17 protein-coding genes are annotated in these 26,920 nt (G+C 75.2%); 11 read left to right on the top strand and 6 right to left on the bottom strand.

The annotated features are described in order from the left end of the window. The first annotated feature begins 24 nt into the window (after positions 1-24). The 6 genes from ACZ6AA_RS28025 (at position 25) to ACZ6AA_RS28050 (ending at position 9,118) form a co-directional block, all read left to right on the top strand. Complete coding sequence (locus ACZ6AA_RS28025) at positions 25-552, top strand: nucleotide exchange factor GrpE (protein WP_468455911.1); 528 nt, start codon at positions 25-27, stop codon at positions 550-552. Continuing rightward, on the top strand, positions 549-2,690 hold the full coding sequence (locus ACZ6AA_RS28030; protein WP_468455913.1) for an Hsp70 family protein: 2,142 nt from the start codon (positions 549-551) through the stop codon (positions 2,688-2,690). The genes ACZ6AA_RS28025 and ACZ6AA_RS28030 overlap by 4 nt, the downstream gene beginning before the upstream one ends. Next, positions 2,687-4,741 carry an Hsp70 family protein gene (locus ACZ6AA_RS28035; RefSeq protein ID WP_471460680.1) on the top strand — a complete coding sequence of 685 codons (2,055 nt, stop codon included), beginning with the start codon at positions 2,687-2,689 and terminating at the stop codon, positions 4,739-4,741. The genes ACZ6AA_RS28030 and ACZ6AA_RS28035 overlap by 4 nt, the downstream gene beginning before the upstream one ends. Positions 4,742-4,829: 88 nt before the next feature. Further along, positions 4,830-6,428, top strand: coding sequence for a hypothetical protein (locus ACZ6AA_RS28040; RefSeq protein WP_471460681.1), 1,599 nt, complete (start codon positions 4,830-4,832; stop codon positions 6,426-6,428). Beyond that, entirely contained in the window at positions 6,425-6,922 is a 498-nt protein-coding gene (locus tag ACZ6AA_RS28045) for a hypothetical protein (protein ID WP_468455918.1), read from the top strand. Before ACZ6AA_RS28040 ends, ACZ6AA_RS28045 begins: the two co-directional genes overlap by 4 nt. Before the next feature lie 3 nt (positions 6,923-6,925). Next, the gene (locus ACZ6AA_RS28050) at positions 6,926-9,118 is read left to right on the top strand and encodes a hypothetical protein (protein WP_471460682.1); all 2,193 of its coding nucleotides are present in this window, start codon (positions 6,926-6,928) and stop codon (positions 9,116-9,118) included. 143 nt (positions 9,119-9,261) lie between these two features. Here the strand turns inward: ACZ6AA_RS28050 and ACZ6AA_RS28055 are convergent, their stop codons facing one another. The 4 genes from ACZ6AA_RS28055 to ACZ6AA_RS28070 all read right to left on the bottom strand — a co-directional run bounded on the left by ACZ6AA_RS28055 (position 9,262) and on the right by ACZ6AA_RS28070 (position 15,329). After that, positions 9,262-10,614 carry a protein kinase domain-containing protein gene (locus ACZ6AA_RS28055; protein ID WP_468455920.1) on the bottom strand — a complete coding sequence of 451 codons (1,353 nt, stop codon included), beginning with the start codon at positions 10,612-10,614 and terminating at the stop codon, positions 9,262-9,264. 19 nt (positions 10,615-10,633) lie between these two features. Beyond that, entirely contained in the window at positions 10,634-11,590 is a 957-nt protein-coding gene (locus ACZ6AA_RS28060; protein ID WP_471460683.1) for a protein phosphatase 2C domain-containing protein, read from the bottom strand. After that, on the bottom strand, positions 11,587-12,246 hold the full coding sequence (locus ACZ6AA_RS28065; protein WP_468456359.1) for a vWA domain-containing protein: 660 nt from the start codon (positions 12,244-12,246) through the stop codon (positions 11,587-11,589). The genes ACZ6AA_RS28060 and ACZ6AA_RS28065 overlap by 4 nt, the downstream gene beginning before the upstream one ends. A 239-nt stretch (positions 12,247-12,485) precedes the next feature. Further along, positions 12,486-15,329 (bottom strand): GTPase-associated protein 1-related protein, encoded by a 2,844-nt coding sequence (locus ACZ6AA_RS28070; protein ID WP_471460684.1) that lies wholly within the window; start codon positions 15,327-15,329, stop codon positions 12,486-12,488. A gap of 145 nt (positions 15,330-15,474) precedes the next feature. On the opposite strand from ACZ6AA_RS28070, the gene ACZ6AA_RS28075 reads away from it, so the two are divergent. The 4 genes from ACZ6AA_RS28075 (at position 15,475) to ACZ6AA_RS28090 (ending at position 21,234) form a co-directional block, all read left to right on the top strand. Continuing rightward, on the top strand, positions 15,475-16,281 hold the full coding sequence (locus ACZ6AA_RS28075) for an alpha/beta fold hydrolase (RefSeq protein WP_471460685.1): 807 nt from the start codon (positions 15,475-15,477) through the stop codon (positions 16,279-16,281). Next, entirely contained in the window at positions 16,278-17,549 is a 1,272-nt protein-coding gene (locus tag ACZ6AA_RS28080) for a cytochrome P450 (protein ID WP_471460686.1), read from the top strand. Before ACZ6AA_RS28075 ends, ACZ6AA_RS28080 begins: the two co-directional genes overlap by 4 nt. A 69-nt stretch (positions 17,550-17,618) precedes the next feature. Beyond that, positions 17,619-18,881: a DUF1266 domain-containing protein gene (locus tag ACZ6AA_RS28085; RefSeq protein WP_468481118.1), complete on the top strand. Its 1,263-nt coding sequence runs from the start codon at positions 17,619-17,621 to the stop codon at positions 18,879-18,881. Positions 18,882-19,026: 145 nt separating this feature from the next. Beyond that, the gene (locus ACZ6AA_RS28090; RefSeq protein ID WP_471460687.1) at positions 19,027-21,234 is read left to right on the top strand and encodes an ATP-binding protein; all 2,208 of its coding nucleotides are present in this window, start codon (positions 19,027-19,029) and stop codon (positions 21,232-21,234) included. A gap of 74 nt (positions 21,235-21,308) precedes the next feature. Here ACZ6AA_RS28090 and ACZ6AA_RS28095 read toward each other — a convergent pair whose 3' ends face one another. Both ACZ6AA_RS28095 and ACZ6AA_RS28100 read right to left on the bottom strand, forming a co-directional pair. Continuing rightward, entirely contained in the window at positions 21,309-21,734 is a 426-nt protein-coding gene (locus ACZ6AA_RS28095; protein ID WP_468455932.1) for a hypothetical protein, read from the bottom strand. Further along, positions 21,725-22,984 carry a hypothetical protein gene (locus ACZ6AA_RS28100; RefSeq protein WP_468455934.1) on the bottom strand — a complete coding sequence of 420 codons (1,260 nt, stop codon included), beginning with the start codon at positions 22,982-22,984 and terminating at the stop codon, positions 21,725-21,727. The genes ACZ6AA_RS28095 and ACZ6AA_RS28100 overlap by 10 nt, the downstream gene beginning before the upstream one ends. A 305-nt stretch (positions 22,985-23,289) precedes the next feature. Here ACZ6AA_RS28100 and ACZ6AA_RS28105 point away from each other — a divergent pair, with 305 nt between their 5' ends. Beyond that, positions 23,290-26,682, top strand: a complete 3,393-nt coding sequence (locus ACZ6AA_RS28105; protein WP_471460688.1) for an AfsR/SARP family transcriptional regulator — start codon at positions 23,290-23,292, stop codon at positions 26,680-26,682. Positions 26,683-26,920: the final 238 nt, after the last annotated feature.

Here is a 26,920-nt window from a genome sequence, read left to right on the forward strand (position 1 = left end):
CCGACCGCCCGAAAGGAGGCGCACATGAACCCGATGGACCCGCCGGGCCCCCCGCGCCCGGACCCAGACGACCCGCTCGACCACGACGACCCGCACGGGGCCGCCGCCCTGGCCGCGTACGAGCGCTCCAGGGCGCTGGCCGCCCGGGACGCCGCGCACCGGGCGCACACCGAGCGGCTGCTCCTGGTGTGCGCCGACACGCTGGACGCCTGCGGGCGGCTGCTCGCCGAAGGTCCTGGCGGCGCGGACCCGGCCGCGTACCACCGCAGTCTCGAACTCGTCGTGCGGCAGCTGGAGTCGGCCGTCGCCGACGAGGGCCTGGAGGTGTTCGGGCGCGCCGGGGAGCGCGCGGACCCGGCGACGCACCACGTCGTCGAGGTGCGCGCCGCTCCGGACGGGGCGGTGGACGACGAGGTCCTTGAGGTCGTGCGGCGCGGGTATCGATACCGGGGTCAGGTGCTGCGCGCCGCCCGGGTCGTGGTCGCGGCGGCCGAAAGGGGCACCGACGGCGGGGCAGGCAGGGCACCACGGGAAGGGACCACGCACGGATGAAGGCCATCGGGATCGACCTCGGCACGACGAACAGCGCCGTCGCCGCCCACGATCCGCACCGCGGCGACATCGCGGTGCTCACCAACAGCAAGGGCGACCGCCTCACCCCGTCCGTCGTCGGCCTGGTGCGGCGCGACGGCAAGGAGCAGACGATCGTCGGCGAGGACGCCCTGAACTGGGCGGTGCGCCAGCCCACGGACACCATCGTGTCGGTGAAGCGCCTGATGGGCCGGGACTTCGCGGACACCTCGGTGGCCGAGGCCCGCGACCGGCTCAGCTACGAGATCGTGCCCGGACCCGACGACGACCCGCGCGCCCATGTGACGCTCGGGGGCCGCACCCGGACGCCCGCCGAGATCTCCAGCGTCATCCTCGACAAGCTGGTGCGGGACGCGGCGCGCACCCTCGGCGAGCAGGTCACGCACGCGGTGATCACGGTGCCCGCGTACTTCCGGGACGCGCAGCGGGCGGCGACGCGGGAGGCCGCGGAGCGCGCGGGTCTGGTGGTGAAGAAGATCGTCGACGAGCCGACGGCCGCCGCGGTCGCCTTCGGCCTGCACAAGCCGGACGGCGCCCGCAGCCGCGTCCTGGTGTACGACCTGGGCGGCGGCACCTTCGACATCTCCGTCCTGAACACGGTCAAGGACCGCGACGGGCACAGCCAGTTCCAGGTGCTCCGCTCCGCCGGGGACATCTGGCTGGGCGGCGACGACTTCGACCTGGTGATCGTGGAGCGGATCATCGCCTGGATGCGGGCGGAGCGGGGCGTCGACCCGGTGGCCGACAAGGAGTTCCTGTTCCAGGCGAAGAAGGCGGCGGAGGCGGCCAAGCGGGAGCTGAACGAGCTCCCGGAGACGTACATCGTGATCCCGGCCGCGTACCGCGGTCCCGAGGGGATCGTCGACGTCGAGATGGCGCTCACCCGTGACGAGTTCCAGGCGATGATCGCGCCCCTGGTGGCCCGCACCATGGACCTGGTCAAGGAGACCCTGTCGGGCTTCGAGCTGACCCCCGGCGACATCTCCGACGTGCTGCTCGTCGGCGGCGGCACGCTGACCCGCCCGGTGTACGAGGCGGTGGAGGCGTTCTTCGGCGCCGACAAGGTGCGCCGCAACATCAACCCGATGGAGTGCGTGGCCTACGGCGCGGGCGTGCTCGCGCAGACCCTCGACGGCGTGGAGTGCCCCGCGCCGAAGTGCGCACGGACGAACGAGTACACCGCCGAGACCTGCGTGGACTGCGGGCAGAGCCTGGTCAACGGGCGGCCGGTGGGCTCCACGGGCCTGTTCGAGTCGACGCCCATGGCCATGGGGATCGCCGCCGTGAAAGGCGCGCAGCGGGACGTGTTCGTCGAGATCATCCCGGCGGGCTCCCCCTATCCGCTGCCCGAGCCGCGCCAGCGCACGTTCCACGCGACGGACAGCAGACTGATCCGGGTGCCGGTGTACGAGGGCGACAGCCATGTGGCGAGCGAGAACCACGAACAGGGCGTGGTGGAGTTCGAGCTGCCGCAGGAGATCGAGATCAACTGCCATGTGGACGTGTCGTTCAACTACTCGGCGGACCGCATCATCACGGTACGGATCTCCGTGCGCGGCACGGACATGGTCCTGGAGGCGACACCCCGGCGCGAGAAGCCCCGCACCCCGCCGCCCGAGACCGAGCAGGAGGTGGACAGCGCGGTGCTGCGCGAGGAGCTGGGGCTCGCCGTGCGGGAGGCCCAGCGCTTCCTCAAGCAGTACGGCACGTACATCGAGCAGACGCAGGAGATGAAGGCGCGCCGCGACATCGCGCAGGCGCAGCGGGCCGTGGAGATGGGCGACAGCCGCGAGTACAAGCGCCTCACCGAGCTGCTGCTCGACGACATGTACCACCAGTGCGGGCTCGCCAGTCAGTTCCGGCAGGCCGAACTGGCCTCGGACGGCGCGCCGTTGGAGACGGTCAACGCGATCAGTGACGCCGTCGAGCAGGTCAAGGCGGCCCATCGGCAGGGCAATCGCATCCAGACCGCCGAGCAGGCCAAGAACCTGCGCAGCATGATCGCCGTCGCCTACTCGGAGCGCGCGGTGCCGACCCTGCCCAGCAAGAAGGACTACGGAGGCATCCTCCAGGTCCCCGACGACACGGCCGGCGGATGACGGCAGCCAGGGCCGGGGCGGACCGCGTCAGCCTCGGCGTGGACTTCGGCGCCACCGGGGTGCGGGCGCTGTTCGCCGGGCCCGGACAGCAGGTGCGCCGCCTCGACCTGCCCGCGGCCGGAGCCCCGTGGCTGGGGTGTGCCCCGGCCGGGGCGGGCGTCCTTCCGGTGACGTTTCCGAGCCTGAAGTCCCTGGTGGGCAGCGGGCGTTCGGTGCCGTGGCGGGGGGAGGCGGCCGATGTGGACACGGTCGTGGTGCGGCTCCTTCGGGCGCTGCGCGAGCGCGTCGAGGAGCAGGCGGACGCGCTGGTCGCGCAGACCGTCGTCAGCGTGCCCGCGTCCTTCCAGTCGGCGCAGCGCCAGGCCCTGCGGGACGCGGCGAGCGAGGCCGGGCTCACGCCCGTGCGGCTGATCAGCGACTCGATGGCCGCGGTCATGGGGCACACCACGGACCGCGACAGCGGCACGTTCCTCGTGTACGGCATGGGGTACGAAGGGTTCGAACTCGGCCTGGTACGAGGTGTGCGCGGGCACTGCCGCGCCCTCGGCTACGACGGCGCGGGCACCTCGGGGGGCCGCGCCTTCGACGAGGCCACCCTGGAGTCCGCGGTGCGGCTGCTGCGGGCGCACCGCGGGCCCGCGTCGGTGACGGGCGCCCCGGCCGAGGTGTGGCTCGGCCTGCGCGAGCGGGCGCAGCGGGCCAGGGAGGCGCTGACCGGTCCGGCCGCCGGGGGCGGGTCCGCGGTCACGGACTTCGCGGCGCTCACCCTCGACCTGGGCACCGGGCCCGCCCTGCGCATGGGCATCACCCGGCCGAACCTGGACATGTTCCTGGAGCCGCACGTACGCCGGACCGTGCGGCGCGCCCAGGCCCTGCTCGACGAGTCCGCGGTGCCGCGCGGTGACGTGGACACCCTGCTCCTGGTCGGCGGCGGCACCCTGATGGAACAGGTGCGCGCGGGCGTCGCGGGCCTCGGCCGGCGCACCGCCCACGGGCCGCCGGAGCTGCTCGCCCTCGGCGCGCTCAAGCACGCGGTGCGGCTCGGGGGCGGCGGCGCCCCCTCGTCCCGCTCGACGGCCCTGGAGGAGGGCCTCGTCGAGCCCGCCGACCCGGCCCGCGACACCCTCGCCGACGCCCCCGCCCTCACGGCGAGCCTCTTCCCCCTCGACACTCCGTCCGACTCCCCCGCCGACGGCACCCCGGCCGCGCCGCGCCAGGACGTCGCCCGCGCCCGGGACCTGGCCCGGCAGGGGCGCAGGCAGGAGGCGGTGGCGCTGCTGCGGGACATCGTGACGGAGGCGCGGGAGCTGCTCGCGGGGCTGGAGGCGGGGCTCGGGACGGGGGTGGGTGGGGAGGTGGGCGCGGGGGCGGTCAGGTCCGCGGAGGCGGTCACGTCCACGGAGGCCGACACGGTCACGGGGGCGGACGCGGTCACGGCTCCGGGTGCGGCCCCGGGCACGGGAGCGGGTGCGGCCCCGGACACCGGCACAGGTGTGGGCTCCGGTACGAGTGCCGGGGACAGCCGGGCGGAGGGCGCCGGTGAGCCGGAGCAGGAAGAGCGGCGGGAGCGGCCGGACGCCGAGGCCCGTGTCGTACGACAGCGCCCCGCCCGCGGCAGTGAGCGCCAACTCGCCCGTGCCCGGCTTCTGTTGGAGCACGGCCGGTACGAGCACGCCGTGCAGGCGTCCCACCAGGCCTGGCAGGAGGCCACCGCGCACACGGACCGCGCCGACGTGCTGGACGCGATGATCGACGTGCACTGCGCGGCGGCGATGGCCGACATGTCGCCGGACCACTTCGCGGACGCCGAGCGGTGGCTGCGGTGCGCGTACGGCCACGACCCGACGAACGAGCGGGTGCGGGGGCTGCTCGCGCGGCGCACCTTCCGGCACGCGGAGGAACTGCACCGGATCGGTGCGCGGGATGAGGCGATTGAGGCCCTTGGCAAGTGCCTCGTGTGGGACCGTGAACACCCCGGAGCCGAGGCGCTGTCGCGCCTGCTCGGCCGCGACGGCAGGAACCGGCGCGGCCGGGGGGACGTCCTCGACTGACGAGGCCTCCCGGGCGCGGCGCCCCAGGCGCCCATGCCACCGGCCCGGGACGGCCCCTTCAAGCCACTCCGAGACAGGGAGTACGCGTTTGACGCCCGCGGAACTGCTGGACAAGCAGGATCTCATCAAGCAGCTTCAGGACCTCGCGGGCAGACCGGCGCTCAGCCCGCGCGCCGCCGAACTCCAGGCGCTCGCCGACGACTTGACGCACAGCAACCGGCTCGACAAGTGGGCCGAGCTGGACCTCGTACACGCCTATGTGCGCCCCGAGACCGTCACCACGTCGAGCTCCCGGCCGTCGGCGCGCCGCGACGGCGTGCTGGAGGCCGCGCTCGGCGTCCTCGTCTTCATCCCGCTGCTGATCACCTGGTTCGGTCTGCGGGACGCCGTGCGCGCGTACGGGGAACTCGCCGAGGAGAACCGCAAGGAGGCGACGCGGCCCTTCCTCCAGCTGTGGCAGTCCGGCTTCGGCGGGCATCTGTCGCCGCTCGGGCGGTTCGAGAACGTGGCGCTGACGGCCGTGGTGCTGATCGCCCTGCTCGTGCTGCTCTCGGTCGTGCACGCGCGCGTGCGCTGGCGCGCCGACAAGGAGGAGGTGGACCAGGAGGCGGAGCGGGAGCGGCTGCTCGCCCGGCTCGCGTCCGTGCTCACCCGGCTCCAGATGCTGCTCGCCCAGCATCGCAGCGCCTCTCCCGCCCAGTTCGCCGCCGAACTGACCAAGGCCGCGCGGCAGATGAACTCCCTCGCCGCCAAGGCCGAGAAGAACCACATGGAGCTGACCGTCGCGGCCGGTGCGGTGGCGACCGCGACGACGTCCATGCAGGACGCCGCGACCAAGCTGACCGAGGAGGTGCCGAAGCTGGGCGCGGCGGCGAACCGCATGGAGACCACGCTGCGCGACGTCCAGGCGGCGACGGTCCAGGCGGGCGCCGCGAACACCGCCGCGGCCGACGTCATCGCCGAGCGCGTGAAGGCGGCGGGCACGACGGTCGAGACCTCCCTCCAGGCCCTGGTCACCGCCCAGCGGGCGCTCGTGGCCAAGACGGAGTCGGTCGCCCGCGCCACCGAACAGGCCTCCCAGGCCCTGATCACGAGCACCGGCCGCACGAGCGACGCGATGGACGGCATACGCGAGGCCACGGAGCGCTGGGACGCGGCGGCGGCCCACTGGCAGGACGCGGCGGCCCGGGTGGAGTCGGGCGTGCGGTCCGCGGCGGGCTCCGCCACGGTGTCCTCGGCGGGGGCGCCCGTACGCAACGGGGCGGGGCGTCCGGCGGCGGATCTGTACGGGGCGTCGACGCCGGACCCGTACGGGGCATCGCACACGGGCGGCCACGGGCAGCCCGACACGGAGCCGTACGGCACGTCGCTGCCCTCGTACGACGCGTCGACGGGCCCGTACGGCACGCCGACGCCCCGACCGGGCAGCACGAACGGGGCGCCCGTGCCCGGGCCTCGGGCGGCCGAGGGCGCCCCCACCCCGCCAGCAGCCGCAGCACCAGCACCAGCACCAGCACCAGCCACGACACCGTACGAAGACACCGCCCCGCAGGACGCGCCACGCGACTCCATCCCGCAGGACGCCCCGCAGGACTCCGCGTCGGACGTCGCCTCGAACCGCACCCGCGCCCTGCGCCCACCCACTCGCCGCCCCTCCTCTCCCCCGCCCTCCGGAGGTGACGCGTGAGCCCGTCCCGACGGCGGGGCCGGGGCACGGGCAGCCGGGTCGCGGGCGTCGTCCTCGCGGGCTGGCTCTTCGCGGACCTCCTCCTGGTCCTCGCCCTGGTGTCGATGGCCGACCGGCCCGACCCGCTCGCCGCGCGCCCGAAGCCGTCGAACAGCGCGGACGGGACGAAGAAGCCGGAACCGAAGCCCACGGGGCCGCGTTCGGTGGAGCGCAGGCCCGAGCAGTTCGAGGTCAAGGGCACGGACAAGGACGCGCTCGTGGCGCAGATCGGCCGGTCGACGAAGAAGTGGCAGGGCCGCACGGCCGCGCTGGTGCTGACCTTCGGCGGCGGTCAGAGCGGTACGACGTACGCGCATCGCGTCAACTCGCTGCTGGGCAAGGGCCGTCCGGAGATGTTCACCCGCAAGACGGCGACGGACGACTTCCACGACCTGAGCAGCAGCCCGTCGACCGCCGTGGTCCGGGTGTACTTCTTCACGGCGCCGGGAGGCTGACCGGTGGCGACGACCTGGCGGCCCGGCGTCCGGGGCACCGACGGCGCGCCCCCGCCGCTGCCCGTGCTCCCCCAGTTCCCCGGCATGCGGGGCTATCGCCAACTGCGTACCAGCATCCGCGGCTTGGGGTTCCGGCACGCCGCCGAGCTGTTGCGGGAGCCGGGGCGGCAGCGGGCGGCGAGCGGTGTCTTCGGCACCCTGCCCATGGCGGAGACCGACGACGGCTTCCGTGTCCTGGACGGCCTGTGGTTCCCCGGCCGCGGCGGCCTGTGGCAGCGCGTGGACGTGCCGTTCGTGCGGCGGGCGCGGGAGGCCTGGCAGACGTCGGCCGACCCGCGCGCGCTGACGGCGGCGGCGGTCACGGACGTCCTGGAGACCCTGGCGCGCGACAACCCGATGGGCCTGCGGCACATCGTCCTGTGGGAGCTGTGCTGCCTGCTGAAGGACGGCGGCAGCAAGGGCGGCGGGCGCGGCGGCGGTGCGTACGCGGCGACGACCGCCGACGACGTCGCCGCGCTCGGCGTGCACCGCAGCGAGGCCCGTCTCCTCGCCGCCGCCGTGGACGCCGCGTTCCCGGCCGCCGGGGAGGCGCGGCGCGCGGCGGAGGAGTTCAACGACGTCTGGCCGAGCGCCCGCCTGCGCCGGGCCGAGCACCTCGCGGACCTCCTTCCGGCCGCGCCGGACGACCACGTCCTGGCCGCACTGCTCGGCGCCCTGCGGGCCCGCTCCGCGAAGGTGCGGTTCCTCGCGTACGCGGCCCGCAGGGCGCAGGAGGACGGCGACGCGCGGGCGGCGGCCACCGCGTGCCTCGCCGCGCTGCGGCAGGCCACGGACGCGCCGGAGCTGCGGGCGGGCCTGCTCCGGGCGGCCACCGCGCTGGCCGACGCACCCTCCGCACCCGAGCAGGCCGCGGTCCGGACGTGGACGAACGACCGCCGCGTCGGCCTGAGTTGGCGTACTCCGCACGTCCCGGGAACGCGCTCCGCCGCCCCCGTGACATACGCCGTCCTGCGCTTCCACGACGGAGCCCCGGAGACCACCACTGAGATCGCGACGGTCGACGTGACCGGCCCGGAGGGGCGGCTGCTGACGGCCCACGACCCGGCCGCGCCGCTGGGCCGCGTGCTGCGCTACGCCGTGCTGCCGCTGCGCGGCGAACGCGTCGCCGGGGTGCCGCGCGTCACCGCGCCGGTCCTCGTCGCCCCGGACGTCGAGGGGCTGCTGACCAAGCCCGTGCCGGGCGGCGTCCAGGTGCACTGGCGGCCGCACCCGGCGGCCGTCGACGTCGAGGTGCTGCGCTACGACGTGCCGGACGTCGGCGCGGCGCACGGGCCGACGGTCGTGCCCTGCGGACGCCGGGGACTGGTGGACGATTCGCTGCCCCCGGGGATCTACACGTACCAGGTGAGCTGCGGCTATCCGGGCCCCGGCGGCACCGTCGTCCGGTCGCCCGGGGTGCACGTCATGGCCCGCGCCGACGAGTGGCCGACCCCCGTGGAGGAGCTGACCGGCGAACTCGCCGGGGACCGCGTGCTGCTCGGGTGGCGCGCGCCCAGGCGCGGCTGGAGCACGCTCGTGCCGTGGCCGGGTGGTCCGGTCGAGCCGGGCACGGACGTGTCGGAGCGCTTCGCCCGCCTGACCGCCGACGCCACGCCCGGCGGGAGCGCGCCGGACCTGTCGGAGCCTCGGGCGGCGGAGCCGCACCCGCGCGGGGAGGACGCACGGGACCTGCTGCTCGAAGTGAGGCCGCCCTCGGTGGGGCGGCTGCGGATGACGGCGGTGAGCGTGCTGGGCGAGCGCGCGGTGGCCGGGTCCAGTGTCGTCATTGAAAATCCGCCCCCGGTCGAGGACTTGGCGGTGGTCCGGCTCGCGCCCGGGCGCGCCAACGCGTGGTTCAGCTGGCCGGAGCCCGCCGTGCTCGTCGAGGTCGGCTGGCACGACGGCACGCGCGGCGACTCCCGTCGTGTGCCGCGCAGCACGTACATGTCGAGGCTCGGCGCGGTCGAGTTGTCCGTGCCGGACACCGCCTGCACCGTCACGGTCACCCCGCTGACCCGCCCGGACGCCGTCGCGATCCCGGCGCCGCCCGCGCACGCCCGCCTGCCCGCGGCGCACTTGCCGCCACCCCCGCCGGAGCCCCCGCTGTGGCGGAAGTGGTGGCGCCGCTGGCTGCGCACCAGTGGCCGCCAGGGCTGACACCTTCGCCCGACACCGGCACCCGGCCGGACCCACCGCTCCCCTGCCTCGCCGGGGACTCCGGAGCCCCGGAGCCCCGGAACCCCGGAGCCCCCGGAGCCCCGGAATCCCCGGAGCCCCGGACTCCCGGACTCCCCGCCCCCCTACTCCTTGACCTCCGCCTCCACCCCGCCCCCGAACTCCAGGAGCAGCCCCGACTGCAGCGCGATGGTGCGGCCCGGCTCCACCTCGCGTACCGAACCGTCGTCCTTGCGGACCGTCCAGACGTTCTGGGTGCGGTTGGTCAGGCCGTACCGGCCGCGCTGCTTGGGGTGTTCGGTGACCTCGCCGACGACGGCGCGGAAGTCGTGCCGGTCGGGGTCGCCGTCCAGGTGGTGGGCGTACACGCGGGCGCTCGGGTCGAGGCGGATGCCGCGGCGGGTGCGCAGGGTGGTGCCGGTGGCGGTGACCAGTTCCAGGCGGGGCGGGAGCTGGAGAGGCCGACCGCACTTCCAGCAGTCCGGCGGCGCGCCGTCGGGCTGGGTCAGGTTCTGCCTGCCGCACACGCGGCACTGGGTGATGGCGTCGAGGACCTGGCTGAGCGCGTCCCGCCACTGCGTCTCGCGGACCCGCTTCGCGGGCGCCTTCAGGCCGTCGGTGAACGTCTGCACGAACAGGTCCCGCAGGATCTGCGGCAGCGCCGCCCAGGTCGCGATGACGGTCGGCTGCTCACCGACGACGGGACGGTTGCGGGTGTCCGCCGGGTCGTACACGAACACCGGGTCCGTGCCGTACAGCTTGCGCTTGGCGGCCTCGCCCATGCAGTGGATGCGCATGGCGAGCGCCCCGTTGAAGGGGTGCTCGTTCATCAGGAGCAGGAAGAGCAGCACGGCGAGGGAGTGCAGGTCGGTCTGGGTGCCGGGCTGCGCGCCCCGGTCGCCGCGCACCAGCTCCGGCGCCATGAAGTCCATGGTCCCCGCGACCCCCGCGGTGCCGCCCTCGACGACCGCGTTGTCGTTGTCGCAGACCAGGACGTCGCCGGTGCGCGGGTCGAAGAAGATGTTGCCCCAGTTGATGTCGCGGTAGGCGATGCCCTTGGAGTGCAGCGCGCGGTACGCCTCGACGGTGTGCAGGGCGACCGTCACCAGCGTGCGCATCGTCGCCTCCTTCACGGACGGGTCGCGCCGGAACAGCGCGGGCAGGTCCTGGAAGCGCGCGGGGCGTACGTCCATCAGATAGCCGAAGCCGGGCTCCTTGCCGTCGGGGTCCATGACGATGGACCGCGGCCACAGGAAGCGGTCGTCGTCCCAGCCCTTCTCGATGAGCCCTTCCAGGATGTGCCGCTGGCGGGCGTCGGCGAGCTGCGGGTAGTACCACTTCACGGCGCGGTCGCCGCGGACCGTGGACACGCGGTACACCTCACCCTGGCCGCCGGATCCGAAGAGCTCCCCGACCGTGACCTGTTCTCCGGCCTCGGTCACCAGCTTCTTGCCGGTGGCGAGCATGCCGTTGCTCATGCGGTCCCCGTTCCTTCCGTCATGCCGTTGTCGTTCCTTCCGGTGCCGTGCCGGGCGCGTCGGCGGCCGCGGTGCCGGGCGCGCCGCGCTCCGCGCTCGCCGCCGTCCCCGTCGCGAAGGCCGCCACGAGCGTCGTGTCGTCCCCCGAGTACTTCGCCGCCCGCGCCAGCCAGTCCTCCAGCTGCCCCTGTACGGCGACGACGCCCTGTCCGACGGCCCGTTCGCACACGCCGGTGGCGAAGTCCAGGAAGCCCTGGTGGTCGGCGAAGCTCTTGGAGAGCCCGTCGGTGGACAGGAGCACGGCCGGCGGCGGGCCGCCGGTGAGGGGCTGCCAGTGGGTGCGGGTCTTGCGCCAGGGCTCCGGCTCGCACAGCGAGTCGGTCTCGTCGCCCATGTCGGGCCCGGTGGACAGCGGTGTGTGCGGTACGCCGCCGTCGTCGACGAGCACGATGTCCCCGTCGCCCAACTGCCAGCACAGCAGCATGTGCGGGGTCAGGACGGCGCCGAGCAGGGTGCTGCCGTACGCGGAGAGGTCCCAGGTACCCGCCGGTCCTTCCCGGTCGCGGCGGGCGCGGGCCGCGGCGCGCCGGACGGGCCCGGCTCCGTGCGCGGGCGAGCTGGCGTCGTGCACCAGGGCCCGTTGCTGCCAGCGGTGCCCGACGGCCCGCGGCAGCAGCCTGGCCTCGGCGCGCAGCCCCGGCCAGTTCGCCGCGTCGGCGCCGAGCCGCACCGCCTCGTGCGCGAAGACCTCCGCGCAGGCCGTGAACTCCTCGACGGCCCAGCGGGCGCCCTGGTCGCTGCGGAAGTGCGCGGCGGAGCCGTGGCCGTCGGCGACCGTCAGGACGACGGCGCGGCCGTCCGCGGTGGCCTGGGCGGCGCACCAGTCCTGGCTGTACTTCTTGGCGACGCCCTTGACGGCGCCGCGGAGCAGCTCCCAGTCCGCTGCCCGGTCGAGCGGCGCACGGACCGCGGTCACCAGATCTCGTCTTCGTCGCCGCCCTTGGTCAGCGGCGGGCCCACCGGAGCCGCGGGCTTGGCGTCCTCGACCTTGGGGGTGGAGGCGTCCTTCACGACGGCGGTGGACATCCAGCGGATGGCGGCGGCGAGCTGGCGCGGGTTCTTGGCCTGCAACGGCTCCAGTTCGGGGTTGGCGAGGAACTCCTTCAGCATGCTCTTGTCCGCGTCGTCCCCGATGGCGACGGCGACGCGCACGGCCCGCTTGCCCCAGGGCGTGCTGTCGATGGCGCGCAGGCCCGCCCGCCAGTCGTCGGTGGGCTGGCCGTCGGAGGCGAGGGCGAGCACCGGGGGCAGGGCGCGCTGCGGCATCGGCGGGGTCTCCAGGGCCCCCGCGGCCAGCTTGAAGGCGGCGCCCATGTCGGTGCCGCCGTAGGTGTGCACGTCCTCCCAGGAGAAACTGTCGACCGGGGTCGGCTCGCCGACGTGCCAGCTCGCGCCGCTGGCGAACGAGATGGCCCGCACGAGCAGCGAGGCCGCGGGGTTGGAGTCGGCGGCCTGCCGCATCTCCGGGATGGCCTCGCGGATGGCGAAGTTCAGCTGCCCGATCTTGCCGTTCACGCTCATGGAGCCCGAGCAGTCGAGCATCCAGATGAAGTGCACGGGGCGGCTCGCCATGGAGCCGCCGGGGAAGTTGTCGGCGGTCTCGCTGGACTCACCGGTGACGATGGTGCTGTTCGTTCGGCTCACGCTGGTCCTCTCCAGGTGGATCGGGGTGGATCAGGTCGGGTGCTGACGGTCTCGTCGGCGCTGACGGTCTCGGTACGCCTCGTCGGTGCTGACGGTTCCTCAGTACACGGTGACGTACGGGGAACGAGGCGCGGTTGCGGGACGTGGCGGGCGGGGCGGGGCGGCGGCTACCCGGAGCGGAAGCCGTGGCGCCAGGCGTTCCACTCCCGCAGCCGGGCCTCGCCCTGGCGGTGGGCGATGACGGTGGCCACCTCGCTGAGGCCCCGCTCGTCGAGGCGGGCCACGACCGGCGCGAGGATCTCGTGGAGGAGTTCCTGGGCGGCCTGCCGCCAGTCGCGGCTGACGCCGGGGCGCCGTGTGGGCCGCCACAGGCAGTAGTACGCGCTGATGTCCTCCGGTAGCCGTGGCAGGTCCCGTTCGAGCTGGTCGCGTCTGCGGTCGTCGAGCATCAACTGCCGGTAGTGGTCGAGGAGTTCGGGACCGGCCGAGATCAGGTAGTCGTACACGGGCGGGCGGGCGAGCTGCTGGGCCTCGGCGTGGACGAGGGCGACCGCGACGAACTCGCCCACGCCCCGGCGCACGGTGACGGCCAGCGGGGCCGCGTCGACGTGCAGCGCCTGCAGCCGGTGGACGCTCTGCGGCAGGGCGATCCTGCGGTCGGCCAGGTCCTGGGCGAGGACGAGGAGTTGGGCGGTGGCACGCTGGTAGCGGTTCAGGCCGCGGTCGTGGAGCAGGTCGCGGGCGAAGGTGACGGTCTCCCGGTCGAACCGGTCGGGTGCCGTGACGACGCCGGTGATGTGCCTGCCGAGGCCCGCCTGGACGAGCAGCGGCACGGTGCAGGTGCGGGCGAGCCAGGGGAGTTCGGCGGGCGCGGGGTCGGCGCCGCGCCACACCAGCCGCCACACCTGCCGCAGCGTCGCCGCGTCGCTCACCCGGCGCCCCGGCAGGGTCTCGGCGAGCTTGCCGAACAGCTCGGCGCCGCGCAGCCCGTTGCCGGGGCCGCTCCACTGGGCGGCGGCCGCGGCCAGGCGCAGTGGCGGCGGCGAGTTGTCGTCGAGGTTGCGGCGCAGCCAGTCGCCCTGCGGCGATGCGGCGAGTTCCCGCAGCAGGTCGAGCCGCCCCATGCCGCCGTCGGAGCCGAGCAGTTTCAGGACCCGCCGGGTCAGGGGGGCGTAGTCGACGGCGTCGAGGACGTGCACGGCCTGTTCGCGGTCGGTGCCGTCGGGGGTGCGCAGGGCGCGGGCGAGCCGCTTCAGCGCCGCGTCGATGCCGCGCCCGCCGTCGGCGGCGACCGCGAGCGCGAGCCGCAGCGGCTCCACCCAGGCCTCCGGGGGCTCCCGCAGGGCCCGCCACAGCGCCTCGTCGGCGTCCCCGCCGTACTCGGCCCGCAGCGTCCTCTTGCCGTGGGCACCGAGCGGCAACTCCTCGCAGACCGCGGCCAGTTCCCCGGCCAGCTCGCCCGGGTCGGCGCCACCGAGGCGGTGCCGGGCCAGGGCGAGCGCGAGGGGCTCGGCGGCGTCCGGGGCGTGGGCGTGCAGCTCTTGGCAGAGGGCGGTGAGGTGGGTGGGGTCGATGGGAGGGGGCGCCAGGTCGGCGGCGGGGACGGTGGGGGGTGCGGTGCCGGGCGCCGAAGAGCCTTCGCGGGTACGACCTGCCGACGCGCCCTCGCCGGTACGACTCGCCGAAGGCCCCCTTCCCGTACGGCCCGGAGAAGGACCCCCGCCGCTGACGCGCACCGCCTCCACCAGCGCGGCCACCGCGTCCCGCCGCACGTCGCCCGTCAGCTCGGCGAGGTCGCCGCCGGACAGCAGGCCCGCGCGGAGCAGGGCGGGCACGAGCCGGGTCGGCGAGAAGGCGTAGGAGTCGGGGGCGGGGTCGGTTCCAGTGCCGGAGTCCGCCGGGTCGTCGCGGCCGTCGGGGGCGTCCGCGTGGGCGATGGCAGCAGTGGCGGCGGCCGTGTCGGCGGTGGTGGCGCCAACCGTGGGCCGGGGCAGCGGTACGCCCGCGATCCACAAGCGGGCCGTCCAGGTGGCCCAGATGTCGGTGGCGGGCGGGCTGCCGGGGCCGTCGAGGCCGTCGTGGACGCGGTAGAGGTGGTCGAGCGTGGTGACGTCGAAGCGGTCGAAGTCGGCGTCGGGGCCGATGCCGACGATGTGCTGCGGGGCCCGGCCGGGGTCGGCGGCCCGGGTGGTGAACGTCAGCGAGGGGACGTACGCGGGCGGCAGCGAGGCGCAGGCCAGCGCGATCCAGCGGGCGACGGTGTCCGGTCTCTCCTCGGCCACGACGAGTTGGCGCCCGGCCGGGTCGTCGAAGAGGCGGCGCACGTCGGCGAGGAAGGGGGCGACGCGGGGTTCGTGCGCGCGGGCGAAGGCGGCCAGCTCGTCGTGGCCGAACGGGCCGCCGGGGCCCGGGAGTTCACTGGAGTGGGCGTCGGCGTTCCCGTCGGCCGGGGTGTCGGCGGCGAGGGCCGACCCGGCCGCGAGCAGCGTGACCGGCCACTCCTCGGCGAAGTGTGCCGTGTCGGCCCCGGTGAGGTGAATGGCAAGGACCCCGCGTTCGGTACCGCCGGTGCGGCACAGCAGGCTGGCGCCGTCGGGCAGCCTGCTGAAGCTGAACCGCGCCTCGCTCCCGAGCCCGTCCGCGCCCCGTCCGCGCCCGGCGCCGACGGCGAGCGCCACCCACTCGGCGACTTCCACGTCGTCCGCCGACGAACCGGACTCCACGCCGGACTCCACGCCGGACCGCGAACCGGACTCCACGCCGGACCGCGAGCCGGACTCCGAGCCGGACGCCTGCGCGGGCACCAGCCCCGACGCACCCCCGGAATCCGAACCCGAGGCAGACGCCGACGCCCGAGCAGCCGTCGAAGCGCCCTCCGGTGCGGCGGACGCGGCCCCGGGGCCGGGCCCGGATCCGTACGCGGAGCCGGGCGGGACAGGGACAGGAACCAGCCGGACGGCGCCGGTGACCGACTCCTCGTCGAGCCGGTAGTTGAGGTGGCGGATGGCCATGCCACATTGTGACCATCAGCGCGCACCGCCCGCAGGAAGTCAGCCAACTTCCCACGCACACGGGGAGTTTCGCCCCGCCGCTCCCGGCCCCCGGGGCACGACGGCACTCTTGCGCGACCCGCCGGTCCCGGCCATGGTGACCGACGTGACCGCCTTCATACTTCCTCATCAGCTGATCGGCGAAGGACCCCACAAGGTGCTGGCCGTGCACGGCTGGTTCGCGGACCGCTCGGCGTACGCGCCGCTGCTCGCCGACCTCGACACCGACGCCTTCCAGTACGCCCTGGTGGATCTGCGGGGGTACGGCGAGGCCAGGGACGCCGTCGGCTCGTACACCACCGCGGAAGGGGCCGCCGACCTCGTCGATCTGGCCGACCGGCTCGGATGGGAGCGGTTCTCGCTGGTGGGGCACTCGATGGGCGGGAGCGTGGCGCAGCGCGTGGTGGCGCTCTCGCCGCACCGGGTGCGGCGGATCGTGGGCATCTCGCCGGTGCCCGCGTCGGGCCTGCCGCTGCCGCCCGAGCAGGGCGAGCTGTTCGCGTCGGCCGCGCACCGGCCGGAGAACCGGCGCGCCATCATCGACGTGACGACGGGCGGGGTCCGTCCGGAGGCCTGGCTCGGCCGCATGGTCGCCCGGTCCCTGGCGTGCAGCGACGCCAAGGCGTTCCGGGCCTGGCTCGACTCCTGGACGGGCGACGACTTCCACACGCGCCTCGACAACTGCCAGGTGCCCGCGCTCGCCGTCACCGGCGCCCTCGACCCGGCCCTGTCGGCGGACCTGATGCGGCAGACCTGGCTGACCTGGTTCGCGCGCGGCGAGCTGGTGGACCTGCCGGGCGCCGGGCACTACGCGATGGACGAGGCGCCCCTCGACCTGATCCGCGCGGTGGAGGACTTCCTGCGGGCCGACGACGGCGCGGAACAGGCCGCGCCCGGCGCCCCCGGCGCATGACCCCACCGCCCGGTCCCGCCGCCGCGCTCCCCGACGTCTTCGACCCGCGCCTGTACGCCGACGGCGTGCCCTACGACCGCTACCGTGTCCTGCGCGACCACCACCCCGTCGCCCGGCAGGAGGAACCGGCCGTGCTCGGCTGGCCCGCGGGGCCCGGGTTCTGGGCGGTGACGCGGCACGCGGACGTGACGGCGGTCCTCAAGGACGCGGCGACGTACTCCTCGTACGACGGCGCCACCCAGATCCGCGACCCGGACCCGGACGACCTGCCGTTCATCCGCCGCATGATGCTCAACCAGGATCCGCCCGGGCACGGCAGGCTGCGCACGCTCGTGAGCCGCGCCTTCACTCCGCGCCGGATCGCCCGCTTCGAGGAGCGGGCGCGGGAGCGGGCCCGGGCGCTCCTCGGGAGGGCGGTGGCCGGGGCCCGCGCCGGGGACGGCGCCTTCGACCTCGTCCCCGCGGTGACCGACGACTACGCGCTCCTGAACCTCGCGGACCTGCTCGGCGTGCCGGAGAGCGACCGGGGGCTGCTGCTCCACTGGACGCGGCGGGTCATCGGCTACCAGGACCCGGACGAGGCGGGCGAGCCGGTGCTCGGCCCCGGCGGGCAACCGGTGAATCCGCGGTCACCGGCGATGCTGGCGGACATGTTCGCGTACGCCGGTGAACTCGCCGCGCACAAGCGGCTCCACCCCGGGGACGACATCCTCACGGCGCTCGCCACCACGCCCGAACTGGCGGCGGGCGAGCTGGAGATGTTCTTCTTCCTGCTCACCGTCGCGGGCAACGACACGGTGCGCGGCGCCGCGCCCGGCGGGGTGCTCGCCCTCGCCGAGCACCCGGACCAGCTCGCCGCGCTGCGGTCGGGGGCGGCCCCGGTGCCCGGCGCGGTGGAGGAGCTGCTGCGCTGGCATCCGCCGGTGCTCAGCTTCCGGCGGACGGCGGCCCGCGACACCGAGCTGGCCGGGCGGCCGGTCCGGCGCGGCGACAAGGTCGTCGTCTTCCACGCCTCGGCCAACCGCGACGAGCGCGTCTTCGCCGAGCCCGATCGGCTCGACCTGCGGCGCGCGCCGAACCCGCACGTGTCGTTCGGCGGCGGCCCGCACGTCTGCCTGGGCGCGCACTTCGCGCGGCTGCAACTCGCCCTATTCTACGAGGAGTTCCTCGCCGCCGTGCCGGATCCGCGGCTCGCCGGGCCACCGGTACGGCTGGTCTCGCACTTCATCAACAGCCTCAAGTCGCTGCCCCTGCGGGTGCTGGACTGAGGGAGCCCCGCGCCGCGTCGGATACCGTTCGGGAAAGATCATCCCCAGCACGGAAGCGAGCATGCGGCCATGTACGCGGCAGCCGAAGACGACTACCACGACGACGTGTTCCCGGTCGTCCCGGCGCCGCAGGACGGCACCCGCTGGCAGGCGCCCGCCGACCTGGAGGAGCACCTGTACGAGCTGATCGGGGCGGAGGACGGCTACGGCTATCTGCGGGCGCTCGCCGTCGAGGGCCTGTACCGCCCGGTGCTGCTCACCGACCTCGCGGCGGCGCCGGACGCCCCGCCCCTGTTCAGCGTGGAGGTCCCCGACGGCCGCAGGGTGGCGCAGGTGTACACGGCCGGTCTGCTGCCGCGCCCGCACCCCGACGTCGTGTACGAGTACGTGACGCTCGGCACCCTGGCGCGCCAGTGGCCCGAGGACATCGACGTGATGGTGGTCAACACCCAGACGCCGTGCGAGCAGTACTACCTCACCACGGACGAGGAGCGGCAGGTCTGGGCCGACCTGCACGACGAGCACCACCGCCCGGGGCGGATCGACGACCGCGTGGACACCCGCCGCACCGGCGCCCCGGACGGCCCGGTCCTGCACGGCCTGGCCTGCGGCGCCCACCTGTGCTTCGCCAACGGCGCGCCCTGGAACACCCTCGACTGGCACGGCGCGGGCTACACCAACGAGGTGGCGCGCCTGGAGGAGTGGTGGGGCGTGCGGGACCGCGAGGAGTGGCACGGCGTGCAGGAGCGCCTCCTGAACCGTGAAGTCAGCCCCTGGTACTGGGACTTCGTCCTCGGCGCCCGCACCGCCGTGCTCGCCGAGCAGGGTCCGCCGCTGGACGCGGAGCTGTGGCGCCGCTGCGTCGAGGTGACCCTGCGCAACCGCGTCGTGGAGACCGGCGGACCCGACGTGCCGCACCGCCCCGGCGACGACCCGGAGCTCGACCAGTTCGTCGACGCGCTGCGCGCCCTGGTCGGCAAGGTCCTGCGCTACGAGGCCCGCTTCCGCGCCGACGGCCTGCTGCCGCCGGACGGCCATGTCGCCACCGTCGCGGCCTGGGACCTCGGCCGCGCCTCCAAGATGGCCCGCTGGGGCCGCGGTGCCCGCTACGCCACCCACACCGAACTGGTCACCGCCCTCGAACGCGTGGCGCAGGGGACCCGCTCGGCGTACGCGTCCTGGGAGGAGTTCTCCGCGGGCTACATCCTGGGCCGCTGTCTGCACTTCGACGAGGAGGAGTTCGGCACGTGGTACACGTCGGTGCTGCGGGCGCACCGGGCGCTGACGACGGATCCGGACAGCCCGTGGCTGCGGGTGCCGTTCCCGGGCTGACGGTCGCCCCCCCGACCGGCACCCGAGGGTCGCCTTTCGGCCGCCTCCGACGCGCCCCGGCCGCACCGCGGATACCGCTCGCCTGTACGGAAAGGATGCCCTACCGGGGCCGGTTCGCATGGAGCCGGGGCGGAGGGGGTGCTCGGTGCGGGGGCAGGAGCAGGGCGGCCAGAACGAGTTGAGCGGGACGGTGCACGGCGCGGCCGTACAGGCCCAGACCGTGTACGGCGGCATCCACATCCAGTCGCCCACGCCCCCGCACCCGCCGCCCCGCCCGCCCTGGCAGCTGCCGCCCGCCGCCCGCATCACCGACCGCACCGCCGAACTCGGCCTGCTCGAACGCCAGCGGCGCCGGGCCGGACACGCCGGCCACCACACGCTGGTCGCGGTCAGCGGCCTCGGCGGCGTCGGCAAGACCGCGCTCGCCCTCGCCTGGCTGCACACGCTGCGCCCGGACTTCCCCGGCGGCCAGCTGTACGCGGACCTGGGCGCCCAGTCGCCCGGCGGGCCCGCCGACCCGGGCGAGGTCATCGGCCGGTTCCTGCGCGCGCTCGGCGTACCGGCCGGGCAGGTCCCCGCGGGGCTCGCCGAACGGGCCGCGCTGTACCGGTCGTTGACGGCGGAGCTGCGGCTCGTGGTGCTCCTGGACGACGCCGCGTCCGCCGCGCAGGTCCGGCCGCTGCTTCCGGGCGGCACCGGCGTGACCGTCGTGACCAGCCGCTGGCGGATGCCGGGGCTGACCGTCGACGGCTGTCACTCCGTGCAGCTGGAGCCGCTCGGCGTGGACGAGGCCGTGGAGCTGCTCGCCGCCACGCTCGCCGACGACCGCGTGGACGCGCAGCCCGAACAGGCCCGCGCCCTCGTCGAGTTGTGCGCGGGGCTGCCGCTGGCGGTGCGGGTCGCCGGGGCGCGGCTCGCGGCCCGGCCCCGGCGCGGGATCACCACGATGGTGCGGGCGCTCGCCGAGGAGCACGACCGGCTGGAGGGGTTGGCGATCGACGGCGACCACAATGTGCGGGCGGCCCTCGACCTCACGTACCAGGAGCTGCCGCCGGAGGCCGCGCGGCTCTACCGGCTGCTCGGACTGCACCCGGGCACGGAGTTCGGGGACGCGGTGGCGATCGCCGCGCTGGCCGCGCCCGACCCGGCGCCCATCGACGCGGGGGCACCGTCCGGGCCCGCGCGGACCGCACCGGCGGCCGCCTCCCCCGGCGCCGCCCGGACCCGCGCGCTCCTCGACCTGCTGCACGAGGCGAACCTGCTCACCGACGCCGACGAGGACCGCCACCGCTTCCACGACCTCGTCCGGCTGCACGCGGCGGCGAAGGCCGTGCAGGACGAGCCGCCGTGGGAGCGCGCGGCGGCGCTGCGTCGGATCGCCGACCACTATCTCGCCACGGCGACCGCCGCGGAGTGGGCCGTCGACCCGCAGCACCGCACCCTGCCCCGCGACCACGGCCCCGGGCCGGTGCTCACGGAGGAGTTCGGCGCGGGCGCGGAGGCGGCCCTGGACTGGCAGGAGCGCGAACTGCCCAACCTGATGGCGGTGTTGCGCCTCGCCCGCACGGTCTTCCCCACGGTCACCTGGCAGCTCGCCGACGCCCTGTGGCCGCTCTTCCTGCGCCGCAAGTTCTACGCGGAGTGGCGGGCCGCGCACGACGAGGGCCTCGCCGCTGCCGAGGGGCTCGGCGACACGGCGGCGCAGTGCCGGATGCTCACCTCCGGCGGCGTGGGCGAGCTGGGCATGGGCTGCCACGAGCGGGCCCTGGCGATGTTCGAGCGCGCGGCCCGCCAGTTCCGGGCCGACGGCAACGCGCTGGGGCACGCCCGGACGCTCAACTACCGGGGTCTGGCCCACCAGCGTCTGGGGCGGCTCGACGAGGCGGCCCGCTACTTCACCCGGGCCGCGGAGACCCTGCCGGGCGTCGGTGACGTCCGCGCGGGCGGCCTGGCCCGACTGAACCTCGCCGACGTGGCCCTCACCCGGCGCCGCCCCACCGAGGCGGCCCGGCACGCGACGGCCGCGCACGCGACGCTGCGGGACGCGGGCGACACGTACAACGCGGCCCGCGCGTCCGTCCTGCTCGGCCGCGCCCACCTGGCCCGCGACGAACCCGACCTGGCCGAGACCCACCTGGCCCCCGCCCTCACCGCCCTGCGCGCCATGTCGGCGGCCTACGAGTCGGCCCGCGCCCTGCACGCCCTGGCCGAACTCGCCGAACACCGCGGCGACCCGGCCACGGCCCGCACCCGCTACGCCGAGGCCCTCACCCTCTACGGCACGGCGGGCCGCGCCACGTCCCCGGACGCGGACACGGCCAGGTCCCGCCTGGAGTCCCTGCCGGACCAGTGACCGGCCCCCTGCCGGGGACACAGCACCGCAACCGCCAACGTCGAGTACCCCCCACTGAGGCCGTCACCTCCTGGTCAACTGGAAACGGGCGGGCGGGAAACACCCGCCGCGGTAGCGGCGGGAAACCACCCCCCACCCGCAGCCGCAAGCACCGCATGCGCCAACGAAGCCCAGACCGGCCAAGGCGGCACCCCCACCCCCTGGGCCGCGCGCACCAGCGCATCGCACGACCCGACCCGCAGGGAGCACACCTCCCCGTCGTACACGGCCACGACCAACGCCCCCGGGTGCCGGGAAGCGACCCGCACCGCACGCCCCGGCGCGGCCGACGCCTCGTGGAGCACGTCCCCGGCCCGCGCCCAGCCCGCCGGCGCGGGCAGCGCCACGCGCACGTGCTCGTCCACGAAGTCCACGCCGCGTTCCGGCCACCGCAGGGCCACCCGGACACGCTCGACACGGCTCACCACGGCCGTGGTCGTCACGTGGGCCGTCAGCGCCATGACGCGACGCTCCCCGGCTCGTCGTACGACAGGACGCGGGGCAGCCGGGCCGGTTCGGTGGCCGGGAGGGCTCCGGGCGGGCGCAGGCGGAGCTTGCGGTAGAGCAGGGCGCGCATCTTGCGTGCGAAGCGGCCGGGCTCGGAGCTGATGCGGGCGGCGACCCGCTCGTGCAGGTCCGCGCGGTACGTGGCGGCGGCGCGCGCGAGCTGGCGGCGTACCGGCTTGTCGTCGTGCAGCCGGGGCGCGAACGAGCCGAGTTCGGCCATCGGCGAGCCGGGGTCCACGTCGGCGTCGGGCAGGCAGGCGAGCAGCACCGGCCGCCCCGTCATGGCGCCGTACAGCGACACGGAGCCGTGGTCGCCCACGACGAAGTCGGCGGCGACGAGCGCGCCGACCCAGTCGGCGCGGTGGCTGACGACGCCGAGCCCGTCCCTGCTGAGCCCCGCGAACCAGCTGCGGACCTGCCATTCGCTGTGGGAGTGCCACACGTGCGGGTGCAGCAGCGCCGCCACCCGGTAGTCCGCGGGCGGCAGTTCGGCCATCAGGCGCTCGATCAGCTCCCGGCCGCAGGAGCCGAGGAGCGAGCCCGGCCCCCAGGTGGAGCAGACGAGGACGAGCCGCTGTCCCGCGCCGGTGCGCAGGGCCTGCCGGTACAGCGCCCGCGCGGGCCTGCTCGCGGTGACGCGGTCGAAGCAGGGGTCGCCGACGACCTCGGCGACGGGCACCGCCTCGGGGCACTCGCGGCCGAGCCGCTCCAGTTCCTCCCGGTGGGCGAGGACGATCGCCTCGGGGATCACCGACCCGTCCCGTACGAGCCGCTGCCTGCTCAGCCCGTACACGCCGCGCGCGGCGACGGCCCCGCCCCGCCGGGCCCGCACGATCTTGTTGTGCCCGGCGCCGTGCGGCAGCACGACCACCGGCGCGTGCAGTTCGTGCAAGCCGCCGTGGCCCGCGGCGAGCGCGAGGTCGAAGACCGTCTGCACGGCCTGGCTCCACGGCAGCACCAGGGCGCGCAGCCCGTCGAGGAAGTCGGCCACCCCGCCGCTGAACACGTCGGGGGCCGCGGTGAAGAACACCTGCACCCGCCAGTCGCCCTCCAGGAGGCGTACCGCGTCCAGGAGCCGCCGCCCCGACGTCACCGTGTGCACCACGGCGAGCACGCGGCGCCGGGCGGTTCGGGTGGCCCAGCGCTCCACGTCCGGGCGCACGGGCACGGGTTGCCCGTGCGCTTCCAGCATCGTCACACTCATGGTCGTCTCCCCCGTCTCCCCGCCGTCGGACCGGCGGTGTCGCTCGGACGCGCCCAGCGTGCCCGGGGGGACTGGATGGCCGCCTTGCAGGAATCCTGCAGTCCGAGTGCCGCTGGCCGAGGGCATACGCCAGTACTCCGGCTCGCACCGGCGCACACCACCCACACCTCAACTCCCTTGTTCGCAACGCCTGTTGAGGTTCACCCGGCCGGGCGGGGGAATGTTCCGCCCATGGACACGCGTGCGGGACGGCCGACGGCGGCGGCGCGGTGTGCCCGCCGGGCGTGCGCCCATCGGGGGTGACGGTGGACTTACGGGCCCTCGGGCCGCTCGAACTCTGGCAGGACGGCGTGCGCTGCGAGCTGGGATCGCCGAAGGAGCGCTGCGTGCTCGCGGTCCTGGTGCACGCCCACGGCGAGCCGGTCTCCCTCGACACCCTGATGGACCGCGTGTGGGACGACGATCCGCCCCGCACGGCCCAGGACACCCTGCAGAGCTATCTGTCGCGGCTGCGTTCGCGGCTCACCCGGGCGGCGGGCGAACAGGCCTGCCTGGAGCGGTACGCACCCCGCCTGTACCGATTACGGGTCGCGTCGGACGCCGTCGATCTGCTGCGCTACCGGCGGCTGCGCACCGAGGCCGCCGTGACCGCCCGGCGGGGCGACAGCGGGCGCGCCGTCGACCTGCTCCGCACCGCCGAGTCGCTGTGGCGGGGCGAGCCGTTGACGGAGTTCACCGGCGCCTGGGCGCGCTCCGCGCGTGCCCGCCTCCTGGAGGACCACCGCCGGGTGCGCGAGGAACGCATCCGCCTGGAGCTGGACCTCGGCCGGCACGCCGACCTCATCGGCGAACTGCGCGAGCTGGCCGCCCAGAATCCCCTGGCCCAGCGGGTCGTCGCCGCCCTGATGCTGGCCCTGTACCGCTCGGGCCGCGACGACGAGGCCCTCGGCCTGTACCGCGCCACCCGCGCCCGCCTGCACAGCGGCCAGGGCATCGAACCCTGCGCCGAACTCCAGGAGCTGCACCTGCGCATCCTGGAACAGGACCGCGTCCTGATGACGACCACGCCGGATGCGCGCGGGCACGCGCTGTCCACCGTGTCCGCGCTGGCCGCAGGGTCCACGCCGACCGCCACCCCGGAGGAGCCCGCCCCGAACCACAGCGACCAAGAGAGCAGCGCCCCGGACAACGGCAGCCGGGTCGACGGCAACGGCCCCCGCACCAACCTCCCCCGCGACGTCCGCGACTTCACCGGCCGGGCAAGTGAACTGCGCGTTCTGCTAGGCGAGTTGAGCGACCACCCACCCACCGACCCCGGCGACCCCAGCGCCGACCCCGCCACTCCCGCCGACCCGGCCCCCCGCACCTCCCTCCCCCTCACCGTCATCCACGGCATGCCCGGCGTCGGCAAGACCGCACTCGCGCTGCACGCCGCGCACCGCCTGCACACGGCCTGCCCGGACGGCCAGTTCTACGTCGACCTGCGCGGGTACGGCGCGCTGCCCCCGTACGACCCGGCCGAGGCGCTGGCCGTCCTGTTGCACGCGGCCGGGTTCACGGGCGAGCTGCCCGGTTCGCTGGACGCGCGCGTGACGCGCTGGCGGGAGTGGACGGCGCGGCGGCGCGTCCTGGTCGTCCTCGACAACGCCCGCGACGCCGAGCAGGTCCGCCCGCTGCTGCCCGGCGCCGCGTCCTGCCGTGCCCTCGTGACCAGCAGGAACCGGCTCACCGGGCTGGCCGGTGCGACACCGCTGTACTTGGAGGTGCTGTCCACGGCGGAGGCCGCGACGCTGTTCACGCGCGTCGCCGGGGCGGGCCGGCTGCCCGCCGAACCGTCGGCGCTCACGCGGACCGTCGCCGCCTGCGGCCGCCACCCGCTCGCGCTCCAGCTCCTCGCGAGCCAGTTCCGGCACCGGGACTCCTGGAGCCTGGACCACCTCACGGACCGGCTCGTCCAGGCGGCCGACCCGCTCGACGAGTTCGACAGCGACGCGGTGGCGTCGGCCTTCTCCCTCTCGTACACCGAACTGCCCCCGCAGGCCGCCAGGTTGCTGCGCCGTCTCGCGCTGCACCCGGGACCGGACATCACCCTGCGCGCGGCGACGGCGCTCGCGGCGGAGCACACGGGTCCGGCGCGCGGGGCCGGGAAGGCCGCCCCCGACCCGCTCCTGGAGACCGCCCGCACCCGCAAGATCCTCGATCAGCTCCTGGACCGCAACCTCGTCGAGGAGCCGATGGCCGACCGCTACCGCCTTCACGACCTCACCCGCGCCTTCGGCCTGCGGATGTGTACCCGCGACGAGCCGCACTCCGCCCGGCGCGCTGCGCTCGCGCGGCTGCTCAACTGCTATCTGACGGGGGCCCACCGCGCGGCCGTCCGCGTCGACCCGCACCGCCGCGTCCTGCCGCCGGGGCCGCATCTGACCTGCCCGTACGCGCCGGACTTCGGCGGCGCCGACGCGGCCGACGGCGCGGACGTGGCCGCGGCCTGGCTGAGCGTGGAGCGCGGCAATCTGCTCGCCCTGGCCCGCGCGGCGGCCGCCCAGTCGCCGGAGCACGCGGTGCTGTTCCCGCACGTCCTGGCCAAGTCGCTGCGCCTGTGGGGGACATGGGACCTGGCGGCGGAGCTGTTCGAGGCGGCGGTGGCCGCGGCGCGGCTGCGCGAGGACCGGGTGGCGCTGCCCCGAACCCTGGTCGAGCACGCCGACGTACTGACGCAGAAGGACCATGCCAAGGCCCTGCACCGGGCGACCGAGGCGTTGTTGCTCTTTCAGGACTTGAACGATGTGCGCGGCCGCGCGGACGCCCTGTTCCAGTCCGGCCGGGCCCACTTCGCCGCGGGCCGCGGCGGTCTGTGCCTGCGGGTGCTGCGGGCGGCACACACGCTGTACGAGCGGGTGGACGACGCGGGCGGCCGGGCGGACGTGGCCAACATGATGGGGGTGGCGCTGCACGCGGCGGGCCGCCACCGGGAGGCCCTCGACCAGTTCCGCACGATGCTGGGCATCCACGAGGACACCGGCTCCCTCTACGGACAGTTGCGGGCGCTGAACAACGTCGGCGAGGTGTACCGCCTCGACGGCCGCCACGACGAGGCCCGCGCCCACTTCGAGCGCTCCCTGCGCCTGGCCCACCGCGTCGGGGGCCGCCAGGAGCGCGCGAACCTGCTCTCGAACCTGGGCAGCGTCTGTGAGGCCACCGGCCAGGTGGAGCAGGCCCTCACGTACTTCCGCCGCGCCCTGACCAGCTACCGCGCGGCGGGCGACGCACGCGGCGAGTCGGACACCCTGATCAGCCTGGGTTCGGCGTACACCGGCAACCGGCGGCCCGGCGAGGCGCTGTGGCACTTCGCGGAGGCGGAGCGCATCGCACGCAGCATCGGCAGCCCCTTCGACCTGCAGGCCGCGCTCCTCGGCACCGGCACGGCGCTGCGCCTGCTCGGCCGGTACGAGGCGGCGCTCGACGCGCTCCGCGAGGCGCTGCGCCTGGCCCGTGAGGTCGGCAGCCCGCTGGCGACGGCCCGGTCCCTGGACGGCCTGGCCCGCACGGCCCCGCACACGCAGGACGCGCCCTCCGCACGGGGTTTCGCGGAGGACGCGCTGGATCTTTACGAGCGGCTCGGCTGTGCGGGGCGGGCGCGGGATCTCCGCCTCGCCCTCGGGGAGCCCGGGGTGACTAGCCCCGCCACATCCACATGAAGATGCTCTCCTCGCCGGGCAGCGGGGCGGAGAGGTCGTGCCGGTTCGAGCATCGTGCAGGGATCACGTGCGACTCCGTGTTTCTTGTCCTTGAATGAATGTTCGCCCCCGAGTTGACGCATACCTTAGCTACGTAAACGCGGAACCGGAACGCCACGTTCGAGGAAATCTCACGGCGCACGGGAGCGCACTACCGGCGCACGACCGCACTCCTGCCACACGCCCCTCACAACTGCCG

It is taken from the genome of Streptomyces sp. NPDC040610, assembly GCF_055594065.1.